The 25,920-nt window shown below is 59.1% G+C and carries 23 protein-coding genes and 1 riboswitch; of the genes, 7 read left to right on the top strand and 16 right to left on the bottom strand.

Annotated features, from left to right (window positions below):
- The first annotated feature begins 197 nt into the window (after window positions 1–197).
- On the top strand, window positions 198–1,178 hold the full coding sequence (gene pta / locus DW892_RS05255) for a phosphate acetyltransferase (RefSeq protein ID WP_089573084.1): 981 nt from the start codon (window positions 198–200) through the stop codon (window positions 1,176–1,178).
- A 352-nt stretch (window positions 1,179–1,530) separates the two neighbouring features.
- Here pta and DW892_RS05250 read toward each other — a convergent pair whose 3' ends face one another.
- The 9 genes from DW892_RS05250 to rnd all read right to left on the bottom strand — a co-directional run bounded on the left by DW892_RS05250 (window position 1,531) and on the right by rnd (window position 10,722).
- On the bottom strand, window positions 1,531–2,709 hold the full coding sequence (locus tag DW892_RS05250) for an acetate/propionate family kinase (protein ID WP_117735754.1): 1,179 nt from the start codon (window positions 2,707–2,709) through the stop codon (window positions 1,531–1,533).
- Between the two features lie 164 nt (window positions 2,710–2,873).
- Complete coding sequence (locus DW892_RS05245) at window positions 2,874–4,052, bottom strand: acetate/propionate family kinase (RefSeq protein ID WP_006234305.1); 1,179 nt, start codon at window positions 4,050–4,052, stop codon at window positions 2,874–2,876.
- A gap of 120 nt (window positions 4,053–4,172) precedes the next feature.
- Complete coding sequence (locus DW892_RS05240; protein WP_117766170.1) at window positions 4,173–5,333, bottom strand: MFS transporter; 1,161 nt, start codon at window positions 5,331–5,333, stop codon at window positions 4,173–4,175.
- A 119-nt stretch (window positions 5,334–5,452) separates the two neighbouring features.
- Window positions 5,453–6,343, bottom strand: coding sequence for a LysR family transcriptional regulator (locus DW892_RS05235; protein WP_117766169.1), 891 nt, complete (start codon window positions 6,341–6,343; stop codon window positions 5,453–5,455).
- 41 nt (window positions 6,344–6,384) lie between these two features.
- A complete protein-coding gene (locus DW892_RS05230; protein ID WP_035137921.1) occupies window positions 6,385–6,720 on the bottom strand; it encodes a histidine triad nucleotide-binding protein in 336 nt (111 codons plus the stop codon).
- Between the two features lie 49 nt (window positions 6,721–6,769).
- Window positions 6,770–7,036 (bottom strand): exodeoxyribonuclease VII small subunit, encoded by a 267-nt coding sequence (xseB, locus tag DW892_RS05225; RefSeq protein WP_006234311.1) that lies wholly within the window; start codon window positions 7,034–7,036, stop codon window positions 6,770–6,772.
- A 42-nt stretch (window positions 7,037–7,078) separates the two neighbouring features.
- A complete protein-coding gene (gene xseA / locus DW892_RS05220; protein WP_369831985.1) occupies window positions 7,079–8,530 on the bottom strand; it encodes an exodeoxyribonuclease VII large subunit in 1,452 nt (483 codons plus the stop codon).
- A 115-nt stretch (window positions 8,531–8,645) separates the two neighbouring features.
- A complete protein-coding gene (locus tag DW892_RS05215; protein ID WP_117766167.1) occupies window positions 8,646–9,350 on the bottom strand; it encodes a zinc metallopeptidase in 705 nt (234 codons plus the stop codon).
- A gap of 238 nt (window positions 9,351–9,588) precedes the next feature.
- On the bottom strand, window positions 9,589–10,722 hold the full coding sequence (rnd, locus tag DW892_RS05210; protein WP_006234315.1) for a ribonuclease D: 1,134 nt from the start codon (window positions 10,720–10,722) through the stop codon (window positions 9,589–9,591).
- Between the two features lie 98 nt (window positions 10,723–10,820).
- Between rnd and DW892_RS05205 the strand changes: the two genes are divergently transcribed.
- The 5 genes from DW892_RS05205 to DW892_RS05185 all read left to right on the top strand — a co-directional run bounded on the left by DW892_RS05205 (window position 10,821) and on the right by DW892_RS05185 (window position 17,766).
- Window positions 10,821–11,738, top strand: coding sequence for a diacylglycerol kinase family protein (locus DW892_RS05205; RefSeq protein WP_117766165.1), 918 nt, complete (start codon window positions 10,821–10,823; stop codon window positions 11,736–11,738).
- A 408-nt stretch (window positions 11,739–12,146) separates the two neighbouring features.
- Entirely contained in the window at window positions 12,147–14,090 is a 1,944-nt protein-coding gene (locus tag DW892_RS05200; protein ID WP_117766163.1) for a C69 family dipeptidase, read from the top strand.
- Window positions 14,091–14,490: 400 nt separating this feature from the next.
- Complete coding sequence (locus DW892_RS05195; RefSeq protein WP_117766161.1) at window positions 14,491–15,063, top strand: hypothetical protein; 573 nt, start codon at window positions 14,491–14,493, stop codon at window positions 15,061–15,063.
- Window positions 15,064–15,275: 212 nt separating this feature from the next.
- Entirely contained in the window at window positions 15,276–17,027 is a 1,752-nt protein-coding gene (locus DW892_RS05190; protein WP_117766159.1) for an ABC transporter ATP-binding protein, read from the top strand.
- Entirely contained in the window at window positions 17,020–17,766 is a 747-nt protein-coding gene (locus DW892_RS05185) for an energy-coupling factor transporter transmembrane protein EcfT (RefSeq protein WP_117766157.1), read from the top strand. Before DW892_RS05190 ends, DW892_RS05185 begins: the two co-directional genes overlap by 8 nt.
- A 125-nt stretch (window positions 17,767–17,891) precedes the next feature.
- Here DW892_RS05185 and DW892_RS05180 read toward each other — a convergent pair whose 3' ends face one another.
- Both DW892_RS05180 and DW892_RS05175 read right to left on the bottom strand, forming a co-directional pair.
- Window positions 17,892–18,638, bottom strand: a complete 747-nt coding sequence (locus DW892_RS05180; protein ID WP_055287235.1) for an aspartate/glutamate racemase family protein — start codon at window positions 18,636–18,638, stop codon at window positions 17,892–17,894.
- 84 nt (window positions 18,639–18,722) lie between these two features.
- The gene (locus tag DW892_RS05175; protein ID WP_117629769.1) at window positions 18,723–19,979 is read right to left on the bottom strand and encodes an ATP-grasp domain-containing protein; all 1,257 of its coding nucleotides are present in this window, start codon (window positions 19,977–19,979) and stop codon (window positions 18,723–18,725) included.
- Window positions 19,980–20,374: 395 nt separating this feature from the next.
- Between DW892_RS05175 and DW892_RS05170 the strand changes: the two genes are divergently transcribed.
- Complete coding sequence (locus DW892_RS05170) at window positions 20,375–21,508, top strand: glucosaminidase domain-containing protein (protein WP_117766155.1); 1,134 nt, start codon at window positions 20,375–20,377, stop codon at window positions 21,506–21,508.
- A 37-nt stretch (window positions 21,509–21,545) separates the two neighbouring features.
- Here the strand turns inward: DW892_RS05170 and DW892_RS05165 are convergent, their stop codons facing one another.
- The 5 genes from DW892_RS05165 to DW892_RS05145 all read right to left on the bottom strand — a co-directional run bounded on the left by DW892_RS05165 (window position 21,546) and on the right by DW892_RS05145 (window position 25,600).
- Window positions 21,546–22,925: a protein kinase gene (locus DW892_RS05165; RefSeq protein WP_158567028.1), complete on the bottom strand. Its 1,380-nt coding sequence runs from the start codon at window positions 22,923–22,925 to the stop codon at window positions 21,546–21,548.
- Between the two features lie 98 nt (window positions 22,926–23,023).
- Window positions 23,024–23,446: an XRE family transcriptional regulator gene (locus DW892_RS05160; RefSeq protein WP_117583918.1), complete on the bottom strand. Its 423-nt coding sequence runs from the start codon at window positions 23,444–23,446 to the stop codon at window positions 23,024–23,026.
- 32 nt (window positions 23,447–23,478) lie between these two features.
- A complete protein-coding gene (locus tag DW892_RS05155; protein ID WP_117766151.1) occupies window positions 23,479–23,922 on the bottom strand; it encodes an FxLYD domain-containing protein in 444 nt (147 codons plus the stop codon).
- Between the two features lie 164 nt (window positions 23,923–24,086).
- Window positions 24,087–24,410, bottom strand: a complete 324-nt coding sequence (locus tag DW892_RS05150; RefSeq protein ID WP_143759215.1) for a hypothetical protein — start codon at window positions 24,408–24,410, stop codon at window positions 24,087–24,089.
- A gap of 2 nt (window positions 24,411–24,412) precedes the next feature.
- The gene (locus tag DW892_RS05145) at window positions 24,413–25,600 is read right to left on the bottom strand and encodes an amidohydrolase (RefSeq protein ID WP_117766149.1); all 1,188 of its coding nucleotides are present in this window, start codon (window positions 25,598–25,600) and stop codon (window positions 24,413–24,415) included.
- A gap of 145 nt (window positions 25,601–25,745) precedes the next feature.
- Window positions 25,746–25,914, top strand: a riboswitch (Lysine riboswitch).
- Window positions 25,915–25,920 lie beyond the last annotated feature (6 nt).

The following is a 25,920-nucleotide window of genomic DNA, read 5'->3' as shown; positions in this document are numbered from 1 at the left end:
CTGGGCTTTTCTCGAACATTCTTCGAGACATATTTATCAGAGCGATTATAGCGCTAATGCGTCCTATAATGAGCTTGCCACACAAGGAAAGCTCAAGCACAGCGGCGAACATAATTGAAAGGTAGACCCGCTAGCAGCGGGTTTATTCGTGAACAGCCGGGCGCCTGGAGCTTAGCGAAACGCTTGTAAGGAGTAACATGAGCGATTTCCTAAACCGTATGAAGTCTGCCGCCAAGGCCGACCTTAAGACCATCGTCCTGCCCGAGGGCGAGGATCCGCGCACCATCGTCGCGGCCAACAAGATCATCGAGGAAGGCCTGGCCAACATCGTCATCCTGGGCGATCCCAACGAGATCAACGTTCCCGGCGCCACCGTCATCGACCCGCGCAATGCCGAGAAGCACGAGGAGTACGCACAGAAGTTTGCCGAGCTCCGCGCCAAGAAGGGCGTTACCATCGAGCAGGCTCGCGCCCAGGTGATGGACGCCACCTACTTTGGCACCATGATGGTCAAGATGGGCGACGCCGACGGCCTGGTCTCCGGCGCCTGCCACTCCACCGCCGACACCCTGCGCCCCGCGCTTCAGATCCTCAAGACCGCCCCGGGCACCAAGCTGGTCTCGGCCTTCTTCGTGATGTGCACCGACACCCCGCAGTTCGGCACCGACGGCACGCTGATCTTCGCCGACTGCGGCCTCAACATCAACCCGTCCTCCGACGAGCTCTCCGAGATCGCCATCGCCTCCGCTCACTCCTGGTCCACCTTCATGGGCAATGTTGAGCCGCACGTGGCCATGCTCTCCTACTCCACCATGGGCTCCGCCGGTGGCGAGGTCGCCAAGAAGGTCCAGGAGGCCGTGAAGTTCTGCAAGGAGAAGGCACCCGAGCTCGCCATCGACGGCGACCTGCAGCTCGATGCTGCTATCGTCCCCACCGTCGCCCAGCTCAAGGCTCCCGGCTCCTCCGTTGCCGGCAAGGCCAACGTGCTCGTGTTCCCCGACCTCGAGGCCGGCAACATCGGCTACAAGCTGGTTCAGCGCTTCGCCGGCGCCGACGCTTACGGCCCCATTCTGCAGGGCATCGCCAAGCCGGTCAACGACCTGTCGCGCGGCTGCTCTGCCGACGACATCGTGGGTGTCGTAGCCATCACCGCCGTCCAGGCTCAGATGGCTGAGTAGCGGACGCACTCGCCCGAAGGCCGTACGGGCTAACCCCTGAAAACGTCCTCGACCAATGAAACGCCCCCGTTCTGCTCCTTCGGAGCTACGAACGGGGGCGTTTCTGGTCTGCGGAATGTTTTCAGGGGTTAGCCCGTACGGCCTTCTACTGCCACGAAGCATTCAGAACATCTGGAGTGGACGGCGGCTTGGCTACGAGCTGGGGCTGAGGATCTGAATGAATGGGTGTCGTTGCTGGGAGCGCTGGCGTTACTGGTGATGATCACTTTGGGACTCGAATTTCCGCCTGCTAGCAAAAAGGCCTCCTGAGCTGCTGCTCAGGAGGCCTTTCGTTCAATCGCAAGCGAACGCACTAGTTATTCGCGGTCAAACGCTCGACGTCGTGGGCGATCATGTATTCCTCGTCGGTGGGGATGACCATGACCGTGACGGAAGAGCCGGCGGCGCTGATGACCTGCGGGCCGTTACCCACGGCCTCGCGGTTCTTGTTGTTGTCGATGCGCACGCCCAGCCACTCGAAGCAGTCGCAGAAGGCCTTGCGGATCGACCAGTCGTTCTCGCCAATGCCGGCGGTAAAGGTAATGGTGTCCACGCCCGCCATGGAAGCGATCATGGAGCCGGCCTGCTGCATGGCCTTGTAGGCGAACATATCGAAGGCGAGCAGGCAGCGCTCGTCGCCCTCGGAGGCGCGCGTACGGATGTCACGGGCGTCGTTGGAGATGCCCGAGATGGCAAGCAGACCAGACTGCTTGTTCATCATGTCATCGACTTCCTGGTAGCTGTAGCCGCCCTCGCGCTGCAGGTAGCACACGGTAGCCGGGTCAATGGAACCACAACGGGTGCCCATCATCAGGCCGTCGAGCGGCGTGAGGCCCATCGTGGTATCGCGGCATACACCGTCCTCGATGGCGGCAAGCGAGGCGCCGTTGCCCAAATGGCACGAGAGCAGGCGGTGGCAGCGCGAGCCCAGGATCTCCTTGGCCATCATCCACTCATAGCGGTGACTCGTGCCGTGGGCACCGTACTTGCGCACGTGGTACTTGTCGCACACGTCCTTGGGCAGCGCGTAGGTGTAGGCGACCTCGGGCATGGTCATGTGGAACGAGGTGTCGAAGACGGCCACGTTGGGCAGCTCCGGATACTTCTCGCGGCAATATTCGATTGCCGCGGCCTCGCCGTAATTGTGCAGCGGGGCGAGCGGAGCAACCTCGAGGATCTTAGCCATGACCTCATCGTCGACGACCGCGGAATCATCGAAGTGCCAGCCACCCTGAACGATACGGTGGCCGATGCCATCGATCGTAAAGTCGGTCTTCTCGAGCTCCTCGAGCACGCGCGCAATGGCGCAGCGATGATCGGGAAAAGGAATCTCCTCGGTCTGCTTGGCACCACCGTTCTCGGAGTGGCCAAAGATGCCCATCTCCGAGCCGATACGCTCGCAGTTGCCCTTGGCGAAAACCTCGCGGGTATCGGTATCCAAAAGCTGATATTTAAGGCTCGAGCTGCCGGCGTTGACAACAAGTACGTTCATGAGACTCCTTTGCAGTGCGATACGGTCGGCGCAGACCCCTTAAGGCGGCCGCATGTTAATAAGAAGTTATCACAACTTGATAAATAGCTATCAGGCATATCGCCCAACGAGTACAAAAGAGGAGCTGAACGGCGCTCGGTCGTCCAGCCCCTCCCCTCTTGCAATTACTTGCCGTTGACGATGCGCTCGACGTCGGAAGCGATCATGAACTCCTCGTCCGTGGGGATGACAAAGATTTTGACCTTGGAATCCTTGGCAGACAGGCACCATGCGCCGTCACCACGCAGGGCGTTGCGGGCATGATCCATCTTGACGCCCATAAAGGCCAGGCGGTCGGCCACGCCGGCGCGGACGGCAGGAGCGTGCTCACCGATGCCGGCAGTGAAGACCAGGGTGTCCATACCGCACATGGAGGTGGCCATCTCGGCAGCCTTGGCGGCAATCTTGTAGACGAACATATCGAAGGCGAGCTGGGCCTCGGGGTCACCGGCAGCGGCGAGCTCCTCGACGTTGCGGCAGTCGTTGGTCTTGCCGCCGGTCACAGCCAAAAGGCCGGACTTCTTGTTCATCATCTCGTCGACCTCGTCGAAGGTGTAGCCGCCCTCGCGCTGCAGGTAGCACACGGTAGCCGGGTCGATGGAGCCGCAGCGGGTGCCCATCATGACGCCGTCGAGCGGCGTCAAGCCCATGGTGGTGTCCATGCACTTGCCGTCCTCGATGGCGCACAGGGAAGCGCCGGAGCCGATATGGCACACGACGACCTTGCGGGCCTCGCCGTTGGTCATCTCGGCGACCTTCTTGGAGATGTAGCGGTAGCTGGTGCCGTGGGCGCCGTACTTACGGATGTGCAGCTTGTCGCAGACGTCCTTGGGCAGGGCGTAAGTCTTGGCGACCTCGGGCATGTTGAAGTGGAAAGCGGTGTCGTAAACCGTGACGTTGGGCAGGTCGGGATACTGCTCCAGGCAGTACTCGATAACGTTGGCCTCGGGGTTGTTGTGCAGCGGGGCGAGCGGAGCGACCTCGCGGATCTTGGCGAGGACATCCTCGTCGACGAGGGAGGAATCGCCAAAGTACCAACCGCCCTGAACGATACGGTGGCCGATACCCTCAATCTTGACGCCGTTGGCCTCGAGGTCCTTCAGGACAACCTCGATGGCGACCTTGTGGTCGGGGAACTCGATGTTCTCGGTCACCTTCTTGGAGCCGTTGGCAGCATGGGTGAAAGTGCCGCCGGTAAAGCAGACGCGCTCGCAGGAGCCCTTTGCGGACACCTTATGGGACTTGGTATCGATGACCTGATACTTAAGGGTCGAAGATCCTGCGTTGACGACCAGAACGTTCATGTGTCTCCCTACTAACAGGCGGTGTGGCGCCGCCAGGTTACATACGCTTCAATAATAAACCCAAACGCCCTCGCGCTCGGGTTTATTGCGTTGATATATAAGTTATCGGTGCCCAAATACTCATGTCCTTTGGCTTGTAAGACGAAAGAGCGCGGGGATATACACCAAAGAAGAGGTTCCGAGTGCGACAAGCAATATGACTCGAATGCCCGCGATGCTGCTCAACACAGCATTGAACAGATAGAAAAGGATGGCGCCCACCGCCACCATCTGGCTTTGAACCGAAATCAGTGAACAGCGCATCGAAGAATCGGCTACTTTTTGAAAAATTGAGTATTTAATTGGAGCAAATAACGAGTACGCAACCGTCTGCAGCACATAGAACACGGGCAGCAAATTAGCCGGAGTAAGGGGAATCAAAAACAAAGCTGTCAGGAAAAGGCGCACGATGCCGCAAATACGCGCAAAGCGGCCCTTGTCGACATGAGCAATCGCGCAGGGCACAATAAGTCCCATGGAGGCCGAGGCAAGGAGCTGGACCGCAATGGTGACACCCGAAGCGACGGCATTCATTCCGCGACCCGCAAGCAGCAGTGAGAAAAAGTCTTCCAGGGCGACAAAAGCAAATGCCTGAGAACAGTCCATGATGAACGCTGAACGAAGAATGCCATTACCCGCAATAGCGGCACCGATCATCTTCGGGCTAATCCCATGTTCAGGTGTCGTCGCAATGCCCCCTCTTCGCATCTCAGGAATGCAGACAACGACAACCAACGTCAACACCATTGCGATGATATCTGCCGAAAGACCAATGAGATATGCACCGACGGACGAAATGAAACCGCCCACGCAAGCGGAGATGGCACAAGAGGCATAGAAAACAAATCGCTCAACGACATTAAGTCTTACGAGCTGGTCCTGAGAGACGCTGTCAATGTAAATCGCTTCGATGGATCCGCTCACACACGCAACGGCAAAACCTTTGAGAGCGAACGCACCGACTAAAAGCAGGGGAGAACGGACGAGAAGCAGGGCGGCGTAGTATCCAAGCATCCCCACGACGCCAACGAGACCGCTTGTCTTTCGTCCAAACCTATCAGCAATATAGCCAGTGGGAACTTCAAGGATGAACTTGCTCACTTGATATGCAATCATCATGCTAGAAATCGATACCATCGAAAGTCCGACGAACTCAAGGTAGACAGTTAGAAAATACAAGATGGTGCTGAAGTTCGACAGAAAAACGAACGTCATATAAAGCAAAACCGTACGGTTTTTCATGCTCCGCCCTCCAAGAGTCAGCAATCTAAATCGGAATCTTGGAAAAGCATGAGGGCAAAGCTGTCAGCTATGTGTTACAAGGCGTCAATAATCACTTGATGCCTCGAAGCCAATTAATCTCACGAAGCAAGATGACGCAATAGGTGCAGAAAAACCGTCTGGTGTCGATCAGTCCAGGAATTTTGCCGATAGCAAAAGTAGATGGGCAAGGTTACATCACGCGAACCTTCAATGGAGCACTCACTCACTTCTGACCCATCCGATGCGAGAGAGGACCCAGACAAACTCAATATCAATCCCCCGGCTTGAAGAAACTCAGTCTGAGCCCTGCTTCCGTATTCAACATCACGGAAGCGAAAATTGACGAGCTGGGCTTCGGGACATTGATTGATTGCATTGAGACAGGGTGACAAATTAATGGGAACAGCGAGCCTGCCGCCCAGTAACTCGCGAATGGTCATGGCGCCCACAGATTGATGACCCGCTGGGCATGAAAGAACCTTGAGCTCCTTTTCACCCAAATATTTTGAAGAAAGGACGCTGTCCCGTGGTTCCTCGAATGAGATAGCCGCATCCGAAATGCCAAGCACAAGTGATTCAAAGCATGTAGCCGTTGGCTGATGCCACACATCAAGGTGAATCTGAGGGTGCGAGCGTTCAAACGAGTCATACCAGCTTTCGGCAAAAAGGCGCCCCCGCCCATGAAGGCAGGGGGCGTAAAGACGAAAGTGGCCATCGGGCGAAACGCCGTCGCCCCTCGATTGAGCGTACTTTTTGAGATCGTCGACTTGTGCCAGGATCACGCGTGCACGACGCGCAAATTCTCTGCCCGCCGGAGACAAAACAGCCTCCCCCGCCGATCGGTCAAGCAAAACAATCTGATACTCAGATTCCAACTTTTTGATTGCCGACGAAACGGCCTGCGGACTCACATGAACGGCGCGAGCTGCTTTGCGCACGCCGCCATAGTTCGCCACCGCTTGAAGGTATTCGAGTTGAGAAAGCTGCATAGATTACTCCAAAGGCAGCCAAGTCGACGGACCAAGCGCCCTCAGATGAGGTTCTCGCCCAGGTTTTTGCCGCCGAGGACGTGCATGTGGAAGTGCATGACGGTCTGGCCGGCGTTGACGCCCTTGTTGGAGATGACGCGGAAACCGTCCTCCAGACCCTTGGCCTTGGCGACCTCTTGGATGGCGTGAGCCATGGCGCCCATGGTCTCGGCAGGCACGTTGTCGGCGATGTCGCTGTAGTGCTTCTTGGGGATCACGAGCGTGTGGACCGGCGCCTGGGGGTTGAGGTCATCGAAGGCGATGACCTGGTCGTCCTCATAGACAACGGTCGAGGGGATCTCGTGGTTGGCAATTTTACAGAAGATGCAATCACACATAGCTGGTTCCTTTCTCACAGACCAAGGTAATTATATTTGGTCGAGATGCTTAGAACGAGAGGTTGTCGTCCGTGTTGGCGGCTTCGCCGTCGGCGAGCACGTCGTTGCCGTCGACGTCCTTAAGGAGCACCGAGACCTTCTGCTCGGCATCGGACAGGCGGGTGCGCAGGCTCTTGAGGAGCTCGACGCCGCGGGTGTAGCTCTCGAGCGACTCCTCGAGCTCCATATCGCCCGACTCCAGGCTGCGGATGATGAGCTCCAGCTCCTGCGAGGCCTGCTTGTACGTAAGCTGCTCTACCGGGGTCTTCTCTGCCATATCTGTTTCCTTTCCTAAGGGTCTATCACTGCGAAACGCGGTCTACTCGACCGCGTTGACGGTTGCCGACACGTTACCGTCCGCCATGCGCACGCGGATGGCGTCGCCCGGCTTAAAGGTCTGGGCACTTATAGCCACACCATCGTCGCTGTACGCGATGGAATAGCCGCGGGCAAGTACCTTAAGCGGCGACAGGGCATCGAGCGAAGCCGCTGCACGGCCCAGGTCGGACGCTGGTTTGCTGAGCATCGTGCGCCCCTGATGCTCCAGACGGGAACTCGTAAGCGTGAGCGCATGGCGTTTGCCGTCGAGCCCTGAGGTGCTTGCAACCAGACGCTCGGGCAGACGCTCGAAGTTGGAGCGGAAGACCCCGACTGAGCGTACTATGGCGCCCGACAGGCGATCGGCAGTCAGTGCAAGCTCCGATTCGCGACGCTCGACCATAAATGTGGGGTCGTTGAGGCACGGGCGACACGCAGCGGCATCGAGCGCATCACCCAAGCGAGCCGTATAGGTATCCCAGGCACGGCGACCGCGCTGATCGAGCATCTCCAGGTCGACCTGGGCCGACCCAATCATCGATGCCATCGCGGCACCCAGACGCTGATGGCGCGCCTCGAGCACATCGGCCAACTCCGTCATAGCCGGCGCCACCGATTCTGCCGCCGCCGTGGGCGTGGAGGCGCGTCGGTCGCTCACCATGTCGCAAATCGAGGTGTCGGGCTCATGGCCAATGCCGGTCACCACGGGCACAGGACAAGCCGCCACCGCGCGGGCAAGCTCCTCGTCATTAAAGGTCATGAGGTCCTCAAAGGAGCCGCCGCCGCGCACCAGCAAAATACAGTCGGGCGCCGGCGTAATGGAAGCGGCGCGGCGCAAGCCCTCAATGAGCTCGGCCGGCGCACCCTCGCCTTGGACCTTGGCGCCCACGCAGACAAGCTCGACGAGCGGGTTGCGACGGCGCAGCGTACGCTTGACGTCGTCGATTACCGCACCGGAAAGCGAGGTGACGACCGCCACGCGTGAGCAAAACACCGGAATGCGGCGTTTGCGGGACTCGTCCATCAGTCCCTCGCGACGTAGCTTTTCGGCCAACTGCGCCACCTGTTGACGCAGCAGACCCTCCCCCGCCAGCGAAAACGAGCGAGCGACAAAGCTCATGCGGCCCGTGGCCTTATAGAGATTGAAGCTGCCCTTAAAGCTCACCTGCATGCCGTCACGTAGATCGAAGGTACGCTTGAGATAGGCGCCCTTCCAGATGATGCAGTCGACGGCGGCCGAGTCGTCCTTAATCTGGAAGTAGCAGTGGCCGCTTCGGGCATTGGGGCCACGGAAGCCCGTGACCTCGCCCAGAACGCTCAGCTGCGGAATGGCATCGAGCGCACCGGCGGCGATCTCTACCGCCTGGCTCACGCTGAGTTCCTTACGCTCCTGCTCGTCCGAACCGTCGAACTCGGCGGAAACGGCATTGCCGGTCAGATTCCAGCCTGCCACGCAGCCTCCTTTCGTCATCGTGCACAAGGGCTCCGGCCCTGCGCAAATTCAAGTCCAACACATAGTACAGCGCCGCGGGGACACAAATCCCCGCGGCGCCCAGCGACCCAATTTGTTATCGGTTGGAGTTTCTGTTGTAGCGAGCCATAAGATAGAGCAGCTGAATAATCGAGGTGAGCGCCGCAGCCACGTAGGTGAGCGCGGCTGCCGTCAGCACCTTCTTGGCACCGTTGACCTGCTTGGAACTCATGCCCGACTTCTCGATGTACGCCACGGCGCGGCGACTGGCGTCAATCTCGACCGGCAGCGTAACCAGCTGGAACAGCACGCTAAACGAGAAGAAAACCAGCGCGAGGGTCGTGAGCCCCGCAATGTTCATGAACAGGCCCATGAGCAGCACGATGGTCCAAGTGTTCTGGGTAAAGTTGACGACGGGAACCAAAGCGGTGCGCACCTTCATCATGGCATAGCCACTTTGACGCTGCGCGGCATGGCCTGCCTCGTGACAAGCGACAGCAACGCTTGCAACCGAGCCGCCCGAACGGTTGGCGTCCGAGAGGTACAGGTTGTTATCCTGCGGGTTGTAGTGGTCGGTGAGCTCACCAGCGACGCCCTTGATACCCACGGCATTGCAGCCGTTGGCGTCGAGCATGCGGCGCGCGACCGCAGCGCCCGTGTCGCCGTCCGAGCGAACCTTGGACCAGGTTTTGTACGTCGAGTTGATATAGCTCTGCGCGGCAAGACCGAGCACTGTACAAACAAGAACAACCAGCAGGTACAGCGGGTCGATGCCAAAGCCATATCCATAGTAATAGGGCATGCGAATTCCTCCGAATCGAGTTACACGTTGGAGGCATTCTACCCACTCGACTGACCAGCAAATCAACATCGATGTTTTGGCAATGTCAGCGAAAACGGTCGAGAGCGAGCAAGGTGACGTGAAAGAGAAGCGTCGCGTACTTTGGTACGCGAGCGACGATTGAACGTCAGATTGCCGCTCTCGGCCGTTTGCAGCGTCGAGCTGTTACGCGGTTTGGTAAAACCGCGTAACTATATGACTATAGAAGCTCGATTTTGCCGTCCTTCACCGTCAGCCCCATATTGCCCGAGAGCAGATCGTCCAGGCGCGAGCCCACAAGCTCAAAACGCCAGCCTTCGCGCAGGGGGCTCTGCTCGGGATGCTCAATATAGTCGGCCAGGTCATCGCGCGAGGCAATGACCGAGGTCGCCACGCCCGAGCGCTCGGCAACCAGGCGGATGAGCGCGTACATCAGGTCCGTCACGCTCTCCAACTCCGGAGAGATCTGGCGATGCCCGCGCACCATGAGCGGCAGGCGATCGTGCGGGCAGCTTGCGCCGCGCTTGATAGCCATGAGCGCACCGTCCACGTCGCGCTCCCCCAGCTGATCGGTGCCGCGGATGCTGCGGAACTCCTCAACGCGCACGGGATTGCGCTTGACGAGCGCAAGCAGCGTGTCGTCGGACATGACCCACTTGCGCGGGATGTTACGGCGCTCGGCGCGGTCCTCGCGCCAGGCGGCGAGCTCGCGCGCGATGCCCAGCTGGTGGCGGCTACACGAGTTGATGCGCTTGACCTTGCGGAATGCCTCGTGACGGTCGGCGCGATAGTGCGACTCGTCAGCCAGCGGGCGTAGCTCGTCGAGCACCCAGTCCACACGGCCCAGCTCGCGCAGGCGACTCATCATCTCGGTATAGGCGACGATCAAGTACTTGACGTCATCAATCGCGTACTCAATCTGCTTATCGGTCAGCGGGCGACGCGACCAGTCGGTCAGCGACTCGGTCTTGGGCAGCGAGACGCCGCAAAACGTCTGAACAAGCGCGCCATACGAAATCTGCTGGCGCTCGCCCAAAAAGGCGGCGGCAACCTGCGTATCGAAAATCGGTCGTGGCAGCACGCCCACGGTATGGAGCATAACCTCCATATCCTGCGAGCAGGCGTGAAAGACCTTAGTCACGCTCTCGTCGGCCATAAGCTCGGCCAGCGGCGATAGGTCGTCAATCACCAGGGGATCGACCGCGACGCTCTCGGCAGGGGTGGCAATCTGAACCAGGCACAGGCGCGGATGGAACGTGCGCTCGCGCAAAAACTCGGTATCGACGGCAATCGCGTCGAACTCACGGGCGCGCTGGCAAAAGTCGAGTAGAGCCTGATGTGTGGAAATGTACATATCAACCCATCGAATAAGGTTAGGCCCGAAAAACACGGGTAGGATATCGGCATTGCCTTACAACTATACTCGGTTAGTCACAGAACGGGAACGTAAGTATGCGCTGCCTTATCATCCACAACCCGGCATCGGGCCCCAGCTCAGATGAAATCTACGCATTCACGCACGCCCTCGCGCAGGGCGGCGACGAGGTCGTGATGCGCTTTATCGGCGATGGCATGGAGCCCGAGGACGCCGTGGCAGACGTGCGCGAGTTTGACCGCGTGGTCGTTTCGGGCGGCGACGGCACCGTCTCCAACGTGCTCGATCAGATGCGCGGATGCGGTGTCCCCACGCTCGTCTTCCCCTCCGGCACAGCCTGCTTGTTCTTTAACAACATCGGTAATGCCCCCGAGGCAGCGGCGCTTGCCAAGGCTTGCCGCGCCGGTCGCACGGTCAAAGTAGACATGGGCGAGCTCTTTTGGCTCGACGAGGACGGCAACGAGAAGCGCCACGGCTTTATCATCATCGCCGGCTCGGGCTTCGACGCCGAAATCATGATGAAGGCCGCTCCCACCAAAAACGACATCGGCGAGATCGCCTACTTCCTCTCTGCGCTCGCCACGCCCAACCCCACGGTGGCGCACTTTACGATTGAGCACGACGGCATTGTCGAGGAGCTCGACGGCATCTGCTGCATGGCGGGCAATACCTCGGTCATCCAAAACGACATCAACCTGTTCCCCGACTGCCGCATGAACGATGGCATGGTCGACATTGCGGTCATCGAACCCGTGCGCACCGTGCAGCTGTTGCCTACTGTGATCACCGCTGCGCTTGACCCCGCCGGTAAGGTACTCGGGCGCCCGCAGTTCAAGATCATCCAGACCAAGGAAGCCAAGATCACCTGCACGCCGTCGTTGGGCATGCAGTTCGATGGCGAGATTATCTCCAGCAATTCGGGCGTCTTTGGAGCCCGCGCGCTTCCGCAATGCCTCGACCTCATCGTCGACGAATTCTCCCCGCTCGGAAAATAGGAGGACCCTATGAACGACAATCCCCTGCTCGGCTTTATCATCATCGTTTTGGCCATGCTCGTCGGCTATGCGATCAACGTGATCCACCGCCGGAAGAAGTAATTCCACATTGGTATGATATTCATCCAATTATCGTCTCCCCTGCTGTTTATGCATTTGCCAAACAGCGGTGGATTTTCTTTGCGCCCCGTGCAAGATGCTTTATTCAGGTACAGTAATTGCAGGGTGCCTTTATTTAAGTAAAGCTACAAACCGAGTATAATTAACCGCTCATCGCATATTTCATTACGCTTATCGAGTAAGTTTCTTTCATAGATGAATATTGTTTCCAGTTCGTTACGCTAATGGGGTGTCTTTATTGGCTGAAGCCCTCTGGCGACAGAGGGCTTTCGCACGCTGGGAGGGAAAATGAGGAAAACTCACCCCGTCAACGCGCTCAAGAAGCTAGGCATAGGCCTCGCCTTTGGAGCTGCAACCATCATGTCCATGCCGACATCTGCGCTCGCCTGCACGCAGATGTACATGGGCAAAGATTTAACAGCCGACGGCAACACGTACTACGGCCGCGCCGAGGACTTTGGCCCGCGCTACCTCAAGCACTTTGGCATTGAGCCGTCGCATGCCCCCGGGTATACCTACGGCTCAGACGAGTCCGACTTCTCATACAGGTCGACCAAGACTACATATCGTTATAGCTACGTGCGCGATCATCCTTCGCAGTGGCACGGGCGCTATGATGCCTACTCTGAGGCAGGCATCAATGAGAAGGGCGTGTCCTGCTCCGCAACGCTGACCACCAACATGAACGATAAAGCCGCCAAGGCAGACCCCCTGACCGACACTGGCATTGGCGAGTATAGCTACGGCAGCGTTATCTTAGGCGAAAGTGCCAAAGCACGTGAGGGTGTCGAGCTCCTCGGCAAGATCATCGACGAGCAGGGCGCCAACGGCAACGATCAGATTATCATCGCCGACAGCAACGAGACTTGGCTGTTTGCCGCACTTTCCGGCCACCAGTGGATCGCCATGAAGCTCGCCGATGACGTCGCCTCACTCAACCCCAACATCGGCGGACTCAATTACGATGTCAACCTTGATGACGCCGAGAACTGCCTCCACTCCGAGGGCATCCAGACCATGCCCGAGAAAAATGGCTTCGCCGAGTACACCGACGGCAAGTTCGACGTTGCCAAGACCTATGGCAAAAGCGTCGCCGATTCCGGCGTTCATCAGTGGACTCGCTATGTCCAGGGCCGCGATTACTTCATGGCCCCGTTGACCAAGGGTGCGGATTACGACATCGTCACGGTTAAACCGAAAAAAGGCCCCGACCAAATCGGAGCCATGGTCAGCGAGATCCAGCCCCTGTTCTTCCAGCCCGGCAAGTCCGACTGGAACACCTTTGAGATGATCCGTGCATTTGGCAACCGCGGCGAAAATGTCCCCGGCCTCAACGCCAACACCGACGGTGTCTACGCCATCGGCACCGAAAGAAGCACCGAGACCAACCTCTTCCAGATCCGTCAGGGCATGGACCCCGAGATCGCGACCATTCAGTGGGAGATGCTCTCCCGCGCCGCCTACTCCGTCGCTATTCCTCTGTACTCTGCACTGCTCACCGAGGTCAGCCCCTTCTTCAGCAATCAGGATGTCTCCTACGATCACTGCGAAGAGACGGACATCGTGAACAACGAGGAGCCCGAGAACTCCATCAACTACGTCCTCATGGACATTAGTTCCCTCTGCTACGAGCACCGCGAGCAGCTCGGCACCGGCGTTCGCGCCTACCTCGACGCTCTCCAGAACGAGCTCATCGAACAGAACCTTGAGGTCGATGCTGCTATGCAGGCCGAGACCACCACTGAGGGCCGCACCGCCCTGGCAAACAAGGCCGGCAAGGCTGCCACTGAGAACACCTACGTCAAGTGCAAGGCCCTGCTCCAGGAGATGCGCGCTTATCTGAAGGCTGAGGATTTCAGCACGCCCTTCACCCCGAGCGACCTGAACACCGAGACCAACGGCCTCAAGGTGTCCATCACCTACGCCAAGGACGCTCTTGCCACCGACCCGGTAACCCCGGATCAGCCTGGCACTCCCGAGCAGCCTGGTACTCCTGAGCAGCCCGGTACCCCCGAGCAGCCCGCTAAGCCCGAGCAGCCCACCACCAAGCCCGAGAAGCCTGGCAAGTCGGACACCACGACCACGGTAACCACCAACAAGGCGAACACCAAGGGCGGCCTGCCCACCACCGGTGATCGTTTTGATGGCCGCGTGGTGGCTGCATTCGCCATCGCTGGCGTTGCCGTCATCTCCGCGGGCGGTTACTTCCTCTACCGTCGCAATAAGGAGTAACGTCCTAGCTGAGCGGGCAAGGCAGCAATGGCAGCCTCGCCCGCTCAGCCCGCTCATTTGACCGGTGGGAAACCCGCCTGAAATCTTTTTAAAAAAGATTTCCCCGCACGCACTTCGCTGTGCTATAGTGCAGCGCAACAGCAACTAGGTGCGACCGTGCCACGGCATCACGAAAGGAGCCACCAACATGAAGAACACGATGAAGTCTCTCAACAACTGGTGGTGGCGTGATGCGAATACGATCGGTCGACAGTGAGTCCCTCACGCCTGTTTTTGCGCTCTAGGTGATTGGAAGGCCTCCGGTTTCGACCGGGGGCCTTTTTCTATCTCGAGCCCGATCGCATTCGCATCACGCGCCTCCGCTTTTCCCTTGCGCTTCCCTTCAGAAAGGATTTTCACCATGTCTCAGAACACCACCGCCACTCAGCCCCGCACCGTCCAGACCGCCGACCGCGGCAAACTCGACGTCCGCGCTCTCGTCCTGCTCGCCATCCTGCTCGCTGCAGGCTTCATCCTCAACTTCACCGTCGGCAAGGCCATCTCGGGCATCTCGGGCGGCATGATCAGCCCCGAGTTCATCATCTCGGCCTTCTGCCTCACCATCCTGGTCGTTCGCCCCAACATCGGCCAGGCGCTCGTCATTGGCCTCATCTCGGCTGCCGTGATCCAGATCACCACCACTTCGCCGTTCGTCGATTTTGCCGCCGAGGGCATCGCCGCCATGCTCATGGCCGGCATCGTCAATGCCGCCGGCAAGAACGGTCAGGTCAAGACCGCCATCGCCATTGTTGCAACCTTCCTGACCACCTTTGTCTCCGGCGCCATCTTCATGGTCATCAAGATGGCCATGCTCGGCGTGGTCGGCGAGCTCGCCGCCGCCATGCTGCCCGTCGTCGCCATGACCGCCGTCTTTAACGCCATTCTGGTCGGCGCCCTCTACTTGCCCATCCAGAAGGCCCTTAGGCTCAATTAACCCGCTCGGCTTTACGAGCCACCCCATCTTGGCGTTCATTCGTCACTCGCGTACCCAAGTACGCTTCGCCCCTCTTTCGCGCCAACCTGGGGCCCCTCGTAAAGCCGTCTCCGCACTCCACCAACAAAGACTGTCCCAAACGACTAGCTTTTGGGGACGTTCTTAAACAACTGGTCATTTAAGACTGTCCCCAATGACTATGAAAGGTATCCATGGAAACGATCATCAACGTCGACGATGTCTCGTTCTCCTATGGCACGCAGACCGAGCAGGCGCTAAGCCACATCTCGCTCAGCGTGAACAAGGGAGATTTCATCGGCATCATCGGGCCCTCGGGCGCCGGCAAGTCCACGCTTGCCGCCTGTCTGTCGGGTGCTGTGCCCCACCACTACACCGGCACGTTCTTTGGGTCCGTCATGGTTGACGGCCGCGACACCTGCGAGGTCTCGCTGACCGACGTATCGCAAATCGTCGGCAGTGTGCTGCAGGATATCGACACGCAGATGGTCGCCTCGGTCGTCGAGGACGAGATGCTTTTTGGCCTGGAGAACTTTGGTGTTCCCCACGACCAGATCGAGCAGCGCGTGAGCGAAACGCTCGAGACCGTCGGCATCAGCGACCTGCGCGACCGCGAGATCGCCACCCTCTCGGGCGGACAGAAGCAAAAGGTAGCCATCGCCGCCATCCTCGCCATGCGTCCGCGCGTCTTGGTTCTCGACGAGCCCACCGCGGCACTCGACCCCGCCAGCTCCACGTTGGTCTTCGAGACGCTACGTGAGGCAAACCGCGCACTTGGAATCACCATTGTCGTCGTTGAGCAAAAGGTCGCCCTGCTCTCGGAGTACTGCAGCCGCGTGCTCGTGCTCAACCATGGCGAAATCGCACTGCAGGGCGAGCCACACGAGGTCTTCGCACATACCGACGAGCTCCGTGCCATCGGCGTCGACTGCCCTCGCGTCACGCGTATCTTCAATAGCCTCGAGGCCGATGGTCTGGTAAGCGGCACCCCCTGCCTGAATGTCGAGGAGGCCGAGCAACTGATCGCGGGGATCGCGGATCCCGACCGTGCGACAAACGGCACCCAGGCACCCGCCGGCTCACCGCACGCACCGTCGTTGCGCCCGCACGCCAAGGACGCCGAGCCCGTGCTCACCTTCGATCATGTTGAGTTTGCCTATCCCAATGGCGGCGCCGCCGTACACGACCTCAACCTGACCCTCTATCCCGGCGAGCTCGTGGGCATCGTCGGCCAGAACGGTGCCGGCAAGACCACGCTCACCAAGCTGCTCACAGGCCTGCTTAAGCCCGCCTCGGGCAGCGTGCGCGTCACGGGACTGGATACCGCAGCCGTTCCCACGAGCCGCATCGCCCGCGAAGTCGCAACCCTCTTCCAAAACCCCGACCGCCAGATCTGCAAGGACACCGTACTCGACGAGGTCGCTTTTGGCCTGGAGCTTGCCGGCATCGACCGTGCCGAGGCACTGCGTCGCGCCCAGCTCGTCATCGACCGCTTTGGCCTGCCTGCCGATGAGGCACCCTTCTCGCTTTCGCGCGGTCAGCGCCAAATGGTGGCACTCGCCTCTGTCGTGGTCGTAGAGCCCAAGATCGTCGTGCTCGACGAGCCCACGAGCGGCCTTGATTACCGCGAGTGCATGACCGTCATGGAAACGGTGCGCACCATGGCCGAGCGCGGTTGCGCCGTTATCATGGTCTGCCACGATATGGAAGTCGTCTCGGATTTTGCCGAGCGCATTGTGGTAATGGCCGACGGTCGCATCCTCGACCGCGGCCGCACGCACGAACTATTCTCGAACATCGATCTCATGCGGCGTGCCTACGTGGAGCCTCCCCAGGTTATTGAACTCTCGCGCCGTCTGGCATCTTCCGTTTCGCCCGCTTTTGCGCAGGTGAGTGAGGTCACCGATGTCGTTCGAATTACCAAGGAGATGGTCCACCGTGGTTAACGTCATCGACTACATGCCGGGCGATACGCTACTGCATCGCCTGAACCCCGTCGTCAAACTGGGCCTCGCCGCCGCCATCATCGTCGGCATCTTCTTGTCCGACACCTACGTGGCGCTGTTGGGCTTTTTGGCGCTCACCCTTGTACTGGGTGCCTATGCCGGCGTCGTCAACCGTCTGTTCTCGCTGCTCAAGTTGCTGATTCCGCTCGCGCTTATCATGCTGGTGCTCCAGCTGGCCTTTATGCGCGATGGCAACGTGGTGTGGGGCTTTATCACCGACACGGGCCTCATCACAGGATCGAAGGCCTGTCTGCGCCTACTGGGTGTGGCGTTACCACTCATCCTCATGCTCATGGTGACCAAGCTCAACGACCTTGCCAACGCCTGCGTCGAGGTGCTGCACGTACCGTATCGCTATGCCTTCACCTTTACCACGGCGCTGCGCTTTGTGCCGGTGTTTGGTCAGGAGATGAACGCCATCATGGAGGCGCAGACCGCACGCGGCGTCGAGTACGACACCAAGAACCCCATCAAGAAGCTTAAGCTCATGCTGCCACTGTGCGTGCCACTGCTCATCTCGAGCGTGGGCAAGACCGATGCCACAGCCTTGGCGGCAGAACAGCGCGGCTTCTATCTGCGCACGCGCGCCAGCTCGTACAAGCGCTACCCCATCAAGGGCCTGGACATCGCCGTGCTCATCGTCAGTATCACCCTCATCGCCATCGGCTTCCTCTTCTAGTTCACCACCGACAGCAACCGCCCAACGCAAAAGGCCTCGGCTCGCACCAAACGAGCCGAGGCCTTTACTGTTTCACCAGATAAAACCTACCAAAATAAACCTGTCCCTTTTTGGCGGGTCGGAAGCTAGAGGCGGTAGGGGGCGCCGCTGCGGATGATGGATTCGCGCACCAGGACATCCATGGCATCGAGGGTGATCTCGGGCATCTCTCGATACTTCTGCAGCACCGATAGCTCGGTGCAGGCCAGAATGACACGGTCGCAGCCGCTACGGGCGAACTCCCACATCACGCGGTCGAACTTATCCATATCGGGCTCACGTCCGGCTTTCACATCATCGTAGATAAGCGACATCACATCGTTCTGGCGTTTCTCGCTGGGATAGACGACCTCAACACCCGCAGCCTCGCATTCGCGGCCGTAGACGCCCGCGCCCACGGTTCCGTCGGTGCCCATGATGCCAATCTTGTGCACCGGCTCGGCCGGCATACTCAGGTTGGGGTCGAACTCGCACTCCCCCATCACCGCACCCGCAAGGGCATAGCGCACCGACTCACGCGGCATGTGAATAATCGGCACCTTCGTAAACGACTGGATCTGGTCGTAGAAGTAGTGAGACGTGTTGCAGGGAATGGCAATGTGCGCGCAGCCCAGCGACTCGAGTGCCTGGGCACACTCTTTCATGGTCGCCAGCAGCTTGGCATGCTCGCCGGTCTTAATGGCCAACGTGCGGTCGGGCATGGTCGACTTGGAGAGCACCACCATGTCGATATGTTCCTGATCGCAGGCAGCAGCCGTATGACGCACCACCTGGTCGTAGTAATACGACGTGGCCTCGGCGCCCATGCCACCGATAACTCCCAGCTTTTCCATCGCCGCCTCCTTGGTGACGCTTGCGCAATTGCGCGTATCATACCCGCGCCCGCCCGATGCAAACCGGACGGGCGCCGCGCTCATCTACTTGTAATACGTCTTGAACAGCTTAAAGTGGCGCAGCTTGGTGTGCCACATGCGCAGCCAGCGGTTAAAGACAAAGTCGCCCTTCATAAACGAAGGGTCGGCGCCCTTGCCTTCCTTGTCCAGGCGATGCACCTTAGCGCGCAGCTCGGGATCCTTGACGTATTTGTCGACGACGCCCATGGGGACGACCATCCACAGCGCCTCGTCCTGCGCCGTCACAAACTCCGGCTCAAACGGGCGGTTGAACACATACTCGTCCACAACATACTTGGCAACGTTAAAGCCACTGTTGGTGACGTAGTAGTTGCTGCGACCTTGGCGCGTGTTGAAATCGAAGAACTTAAACGAGCCGTCGCGCTCGTCGTACTTAACGTCAAAGTTGGAATAGCCCACAAAGTGAAGGTCCTCGAGCAACTTGCGCACGCCGCCCATGAGTTCATCATTGGGCTCGGTGATGATGCAGGCGTGATTACCGACGCCATGGGGCTGATGCTCCTCGAGCAGCACGTGACCCAGGCACATCATGCGGACCTTGCCGTTGCGGTCGGAATAGCTGGTGAGCACGCGCATGTACTCGTCGTTGCCGGGCACGCGATCCTGCAAGATCAGGTCGTCGGTGTAGCCGCTGGCATACGAGTCGCGAATGACCTGTTCCAGCTCGGCACGGTCGGCAATCTCATAGGCCTTTTTCTGGCCCTCGAACTCGTGCTGCCACCACATGATGCCGTCAGAAGGCTTCAGGATCATCGGGTAGGGAAAGTCGATCTGGTCGAGCACCTCGGCGGGAGCCTCACCCTGAGCGTTGAGCATCGCCATGGTGAAGGTAAAGGTATGCGGATAGGGCACGCCATGCTTCTCGCACAGCTCGTAGAAGATCTCCTTCTTCTGGCACTGCTCGAGCATGCTGTAGGGCGCGTAGGGAGCGACGATGTTATCCGCCAGCTCATGAGCATCCTTGGCCTGAGCCACGAGGGCAACATAGTTGTCGCCACAGCCCACAAGGACAATCGTCTTGTCGGCATGCGCTTGGGCAATGCCGTTGACGGTTTTGAGCATCACGGGCATGGTGTCGATATCTACGTTGGGCGTGTAGTCGATAATCTGGCTGCGGTACGCGGGACCCGTCTGGTACTTGCCAAAAACCAGACTCTTGACCTGGTACTCCTCGTAGAAGGCGCGCGCCACCGAATAGGCGTTGATGTCGCCACCGAGCAGCACGGGAATGAACTCGCGCTCTGTAAATTGCAATGCCATGGAAACTTCCTATCATGAACTGCCCACACAACGGGCGGTCTTTGCGCAACTGATTTATTCTAGCGTGCCAAGCCGCCGGCGCCCAAAGCTCCACCGTATCTATGGCAATCGACGTAATCGTCCAGCATAAAGGCCGCACTCACCGCGATGGGGCCTTGTAGCTGCAAACCCCCTGTTGAGATAGCTTTCACGACCGAAAGCCCGTCCGCAAACAGGCCCCCGTAACGTTAAAGTTGAACTCTATGGTTTCTCAACAATTCATCATAACTGCAGGTCAAAGCCAAAGTCTCAAGTTCAACTTGACCCTTTGGAACCTTTAAGGTTCAAGTTGAGGTCGAAAGCAGTAGTAGAATACCGTTCGAACCATAACCTACGATTGATTGCAGAGGGACTGGATGCAGCATTCGAATCATCGCACCGCAGCGCTCATTGCGTCGAAGCCGGCTCGTATCATCACGAGCGTCGCGCTCGCCGTTGCGCTGACGGCCACACCGATGCTCTCCCCCGTTGCGGCGTATGCCGCCTCGCAGGCAACGCAGGACCAGCTTTCCGCAGCCCAGCAGAAGATCGAAGCCGCCACGAGCGCCTACAACGACGCCCGCACCAAACTCGATGACCTGCAAAAGCAGATTGACTCCAATGAGGCGAGCATCGAGGAAATCGAGGCTAAGCTTCCCGAGCAGCAGGCCAAGGCAAGCTCTGCCATGCGCGATCTGTACAAGTATCAGAAGGGCACCAATCCCATCGTGAGCTTCCTGGTCAACGCGCAGAGCCTGGGTGAGTTCATCACGACCTGCAAATACACCAACCAGATCACGAGCTCGAGCGTCGACGAGATCGAAGAGCTCAATAACATGCAAACCGAACTCGAGCAGAACAAGGCCGAGCTCCAGCAGGCCAAGTCTCAGCTTGAGGCGGAGCAGAAAAACGCCGAGGATGCGCTGGCGCAGGCCCAGCAGCTCCGCAGCGAGGCACAGGCAAAAGCCGAGCAGGAAAATGCCGCCGAGCTTGCCAAGCTTGAGGCCGATAAGGCCGCTGCCGCCGAGAAGCTCTCGGGCGAGGGCGTAAGCGGCAGCAATTCCAGCAGCCAGGCCACCAACACCAACACTACCATCGACACCACGGTGAACAACGCCAATACCGGTAGCTCCGATTACGATTCGTTCATTAATGAGTGGACGGGCCGCATCGACAATTATCTCGCCGGCTCCCCCATGGCAGGCCAGGGCTACAACTTTGCCGTCGCCGCTTGGAATACCGGTGTCGATCCCCGTTGGTCCCCCGCCATCGCCTGCATCGAGAGCACCAAGGGTGCTTATTGCGCCAATTCTTACAACGCCTGGGGCTGGAGTGCCCGTGGCGGCGGTTGGCGCAGCTTTGGCAGCTGGAGCGAGGGCATCTCCGCTCACGTCGCCTATCTGGGCGCCAACTACGGCTCCACCCTTACCCCGGCAGCGGCCAAAAAGTACTGCCCGCCCACGTGGCAGGACTGGTACAACAAAGTCGCCGCTCAGATGAACCGCATCTAAGTGCAACTGCAAAGGGCCCCAATGGGGCCCTTTTCTTTTAGGTAGCGGAGGTATCGACGACGCCGGTCGCATTGGCAACCGCGACTATGACGATCATGCATAGGAGCAGCACACCCAATGCCTTGAGCCAAAGTTTCGCGAGCTTCTTGCCGCGATAGCTGTCGAGCAGTGCGAATCGCCGACGAAGACGGCGCTTATCGAGCAACGCAAAATGCATAAGCACCATAAGGCCATCGACAAAGAAAAAATACTCGATTATGAGAAGCCACGTCGGGTAGCTTTGGTTTGCTCCCGTGGGGTGAAAGACGGCAAAGTGACTTCCGGCAAAGAACACAAGCAGTGAGAAGCAGACGAGCGTATTCCAAATACGCCCCAGAGACTCCGGAACGCGAGAGAGCAGACCGCATGCAACAGAGGCGGCAGGCCTAGGAAGCCCTGTGGGGTTCTGGAGCCCTTGGGGCGTCAACGCCGTCTCCAAGGCCGGAGCACGGACAAGCACAGGCGCAGGAGGCCGCACGGGGCGACTTAGATCGTATGCCGCGCGCGTCGCCCGTCCCAACGCTTCCGCGCTCGCAAAACGCTTGGCCGGGTCGAGCGCCATCGACATGCAGACGGCATCGGCAAGTGGAGTGGGAATGCCGCGCGCCTCGCATTGCTCGCGCATGTCGAGCCCTGGTTTAGGGTCGACTCCCGTCAAGCAGAAGAACAACAGGGCGCCAAGTGCGTAGACGTCGCTTCGCACGCTCGTCTGCCCAAACCCATACTGCTCGGGCGGCGCATAGGGCCGTGTCCCAAACTTGACGGTATCGGCATCGGCGCCATCGCGCCATACGCGCGCGATCCCCAAGTCGATAATCACCAGCGATGAAAACGTCAGGCCGTCATCAGGCGTATAGTTGGCACCTGTCACGATGATATTCGACGGCTTGAGGTCGCGATGGATCACCGGCGCCGACGTCTCCCCCGCTATTGCAAAACCGGTGTGGAGCTCGCCCACGGCATCGCATAGGGCAGGATACAATTCACGCGCATAATCGGGGGTGGCTCCCAGACGGTCCACCAGCGCCCTGAGCGTCTCCCCTTCGATGTATTCCATAACCACGTTGAGCTCGTCGCCCACACGATGACAATCGACGATTCTGGGCAGGTGCTCAAAACGCCTGCCTGCCCGCTGGGCGGCAAACAGACGCCCGTATGCCCCGCCGATTTGAGCCGAAGCATCGATGCGTTTACGGACAAAGGGGCCGAGCGAACCACCGCCGGTTCCTTCAAAGTACACGAGCTCGGTTGTTTCAACGGACGAGCGCTTAAGTACACGCTCCACGCGATAGCTGTCGTCGCGATCGAGCGACGCCAGATGTTCGGCAAGCGCTGCGGTCAGCTCGTCATCGGAATATGTTGTGGTCTGAGTATCCATAGCCTCCATCATAGCGCAGGGCGCAGACACCCCATGGCATCCGCGCCCCGTTCGTTTGCATCGTTGTTCGGCAGCTCCGCCGGCTCAGATATCAGCCGCTAACTCACCGTCTCCTCGCCAAAGCGATACAGCTCCTCGTTGACCTTTTGGAGGCTGCACCCGCGATCGATGCAAAAGATGATAATCGCATCACGGCGATCCTTGCAGTTAAGGACGCTTACCCCGGCAGCCGTCAGTGCACGGTTGGCCTCTTTGAGCGTCAGCGCCATCGCAAAGGCAATCTGCAGCACCTTATTGCGACTCGGATTGCGCGAACCAGTAAAGATCTGATAGCCAAAGGTCTCGTTGAGGTCGGCCATACGCACCACGCGCGAACGCTCCAAGCCCTTTTCCTGCAGCAGCTGCTTCAGGTAGTCCGAAAGCGACGGGGCGGCAAAGTCGTGCTCCCTGATATAGCCATCGATGTTCGGCGCATCGAGAAGCTCATTGAGCAGCTCCTCGGTCAGCTTTTTATCGGGCATACGACTTCACCTCCCCCAGTGCATGCAACATGCTAGAAACCGCTTACGTCCGAACGCTCCCAGCTAGCAACCTGGTCGGGAGACACCGTACCCAGCGCCTCGAACTTCCAGGAGCCGCCCGCCTTCAGATGATTGGTGTTTGCAAGAGCCGTTCCAACCTGGTTGCCATCGGCATCATACAGAACATACTCAATCTGAATGTAGCTCTTTTCCTTGTCCGTGTTATTGGTCAGCGTGCCCGTGATCTTATAGGCAAACTGATTGGAGGTGTCTTCAGCCTCGTCAGCAATGGTATACGGTTCTTGCGGTTCTTTTTGCTCCTCAGCCTGCTGTGTCGTCTCGGCAGGTTTTGCCGAATCGCTCGCAGACGAATCGGTTGAATTGCCACCCATAGAGCCCACGGCACCGACGATAACCAGCACTACGATGACGCCCAGGACAATCTTGCCGATCGGCTTCTTTCCCTCTTTTGCCATTATTCATCCTTCCTACGATCCGGCTACCGTGCCGGCACACAGCACATCGTAGAAAGGATTGAACTTGAATTCATTAGCTGAGAGCTAAGGTTGCGGTAAACGGCCAATGCAGCTATCCAGACGCCGAGCAAACGCACTTTGCGTGACCGTCTGCTGGCAGCGCATCAACCCACCGTGACGGATTTCCCGGTAAAGGCACTGATCATCATTAGGACAAAGAACACCAGGTAGCTGATGCTCAATAGGTACGCAATGATCAGGAAGACGACCCAGCCGACATTGGTCTTACCGTCGGCGCGGCGCTGCTCGCGAGAACGGCACAGCCAGACCGTCACGCCGATGGCGGTGATAAACAGTACGAGTGCCGCCGCAGCCAGCCCAGCAAACACAAACATCACGCCAATGCTCACAGCGATGACCGGAAGCAGCAGCAAACCGCATCCGCATCCACCCGGACTATATACGGCAGACTGTCGGCGTCGTTCCATCGTCACTCCAAGCCAAGCAATCGTTTGTAGACATCGAGGCCTTTGAGTAGGATTTCCTCGTCAAAGAGCATGGTATCAGTGTGAAGGGCGCTCGTGGCATAGGCGGGACAGCCATCCGAATCGATCGGATTATCTTGTCCCTCCGGCACGCCCGTACCCAGGAGGAAGAACACGCCTGGCAGATGGCGCTGATAGAAAGCGAAGTCCTCGGCAATCAGCAAAGGCTCATCCACGAGTTGCAGCTCGGACAAGACAGGCGCAATGTGGGCGAACAGCACGGGGTCGTTATCGACCGGCGGATAGCCCTCGGCAAAATCGAGGTCATATGTGCAGCCCGTTGCGACGCAGGCATCGTCCAGCACGCGGCGCACGCCCTCGCGCGCGCGGCCGAACATGTCGTCCGTAAACACACGTAGGCTGCCGGCAACATGGGCCTCCCCCGCCACCGCATTGCAGACGGTGCCGGCCTGCAGCAGGCCGAACTTACCAATGCAGGGCTCGTCGAAACCCAACTCGTCCATGAGCTCGCGCTCGGAAACCAAGAACTTGGCAGCCGCCAGCGCCGCATCGTGCGACTCCTCGACCGGAACGCCATAGGTCTTAGCAATATGGATGCTCGTGCCATGGATATGAATGTGTGTCTCACTCGAACGCGCCAGCAACGGACCGGAGCAGCTCGCCAACGTGCCGGCGGGCAGATCGGGCCACACGTGGAAGCCGAAGATGCGATCCACCCCGTAGCGCTCGAACACGCCGCTCTCGCACACCGTCTTGGCACCACCAGTCGTCTCCTCGGCCGGCTGAAACACAAAGAGCACATTGCGCTTAATGGCGCCCGGCTGCTCACGGATCGCACGGTCGACAAAGGTTGCCGCCGCAAGCGCCATGGCCATGTGTCCATCGTGGCCGCAAGCATGCATCTTGCCGGGATGGGTCGAAGCGAACACTGCCCCCGTTGCCTCGGCAATGGGCAGCGCATCCATATCGGCGCGAATCGCCGTGGCATGCACGGCGCCCGTGCCGGCATCGAAGAAAGCGCAAACGCAGCTGGGGCACGGATGGGTCACCTCGCAGGTGAGCGGTGCCAACACGCCCTCGATATAGGCGATCGTCTGCGGAAGATCGAAGTCGAGCTCCGGGATCCTGTGCAAGTCGCGGCGGTAGCGACAGAGTTCTTGGAGCTCGGCCATATTGGTTCCTTTCGTAGGTGCGCGTCGGCTGCTATCTATTGTGCCGCAAGATTGCTACACCCTTATTTCCAGCATATCCCTGCATTTTTTAAACGTTATATACGAATACTCTTGTTTGGTAAAGTGCAACGTGGTAGGGTCGTTACCACTTGATAGAGGCGCGGGCACGAAGAGCCGCGGGCGAGCCGGCAGGCTTTGACCCCGCGGGGAGGCGAAACCCGCCGAACTGGGTTTTTCGGGCACGAACAGCCTGGTGGGCCTGCGGGAAACACCCGCAGGACTGTCTGCAGCAATGCGGGAGCGCTATCCGGACATTGGGT

It is taken from the genome of Collinsella sp. AM40-7AC (assembly GCF_003468125.1).
GTDB classification, from domain to species: Bacteria; Actinomycetota; Coriobacteriia; order Coriobacteriales; family Coriobacteriaceae; genus Collinsella; species Collinsella aerofaciens_O.
The sequence above is the reverse complement of the archived record's forward strand: the minus strand, read 5'-3'. Positions and strand labels throughout refer to the sequence as shown.